The organism is Streptomyces sp. NPDC048473 (genome assembly GCF_043200155.1).
Lineage (GTDB): Bacteria > Actinomycetota > Actinomycetes > Streptomycetales > Streptomycetaceae > Streptomyces.
Genome location: NZ_JBICXE010000196.1, coordinates 1 through 1,251, shown reverse-complemented (window position 1 = coordinate 1,251; position 1,251 = coordinate 1). Strand labels below are relative to the sequence as shown.

At 63.7% G+C, this 1,251-nt stretch carries 2 protein-coding genes; both read left to right on the top strand.

The features are described from left to right. The first annotated feature begins 91 nt into the window (after positions 1-91). Complete coding sequence (locus ACGFU7_RS48200; protein ID WP_393705169.1) at positions 92-562, top strand: helix-turn-helix domain-containing protein; 471 nt, start codon at positions 92-94, stop codon at positions 560-562. Further along, positions 451-1,233 carry an IS630 family transposase gene (locus ACGFU7_RS48195; RefSeq protein WP_393705167.1) on the top strand — a complete coding sequence of 261 codons (783 nt, stop codon included), beginning with the start codon at positions 451-453 and terminating at the stop codon, positions 1,231-1,233. Before ACGFU7_RS48200 ends, ACGFU7_RS48195 begins: the two co-directional genes overlap by 112 nt. Positions 1,234-1,251 lie beyond the last annotated feature (18 nt).

The following is a 1,251-nucleotide window of genomic DNA, read 5'->3' as shown; positions in this document are numbered from 1 at the left end:
CTAGTAGGCCGTCGCTGCTTAATTATGGCGCGTTTGGTGGGAGGTTGGTGTCTGGCAGATTCCTTCCCCCCTGCCAGATAGGACTGTTGTCATGGGTTCGCAGAAGAAGCGGCCGGTCAGGTTGACCGCGCAGGATCGTGAGGAGTTGGTCCGGGTGACCACGACGGGTGTTCGTGGGGCCTCGATGATCATGCGTGCGCGGGTGCTGCTTGCATTGGATATCTCGGTGGGTGACGTGGATTCCAAGGAGGTGATCGCGGCCCGGCTCGGTGTCTCCGGTGAGACGTTACGGCTGGTCGCCAAGCGTTTCGCCGAGACCGGTGGCGATGTGCACGCCACGATCGCGCGGAAGAAGCGTGACCTCCCGCCGGTGCCCTCGCCGGTGACCGGCGAGGTCGAAGCCCGGCTGATCGCGATGGCGTGCTCACAGCCACCCCAGGGCTACACCCGGTGGTCGCTGCGGCTGCTGGAGAAGCACGTCGCGCTGGTCGAGGACATCCCCGATCTGGACCACTCCACCATCGGGCGGGTCTTAAAAAAACGGAACTGCGCCCTCATCTGAAAAAGTGCTGGACCATCCCACCACGAGCGAACGCCGAGTTCGCGGCCCGGATGGAAGACGTGCTGGCCATCTATGCCCGGCCCTACGATCCGGCACGTCCCGTGGTGTGCATGGACGAGAAGCCCTACCAACTCCTCGACCATGCCCGAGACCCGCTCCCGGCCCGCCCTGGTCACGACGCCTGCCAGGACAGCGAGTACATCCGCTGCGGCACGTCCTCGATCTTCGTGTGGGTCGAACCCCTGCGCGGATGGCGTCGCGTTCAGGCACTGCCCCAGCGGACCCGGATCGACTGGGCCGGCCAGGTCAAACAGTTACTGAGCGTGGACTACCCCGACGCCGAGGCCGTGGTGCTGGTGATGGACAACCTCAACACCCACGGCATCGCCTCACTGTACGAGGCATTCGAACCAGAAGAGGCATTCGCCCTGGCCCAACGCCTCGAGATCCACCACACGCCCAAACACGGGTCCTGGCTCAACATCGCCGAGATCGAACTCTCCGCGCTGACCCTGCAATGCCTCGACCGCCGGATCAGCAACCTCGACAACCTCAACACCGAACTCTCGGCCTGGCAGAACGCCACCAACACCAACCAACGTCAGGTGAACTGGCAGTTCACCACCCACGACGCACGCATCAAACTGCGCCACCTCTATCCCAAACATTAGCCGCGACGGCCTACTAGT

Bases quoted from the DNA above. Each gene is read 5' to 3' on its own strand.
- ACGFU7_RS48200 (WP_393705169.1), top strand. From the start codon at position 92: ATGGGTTCGCAGAAGAAGCGGCCGGTCAGGTTGACCGCGCAGGATCGT.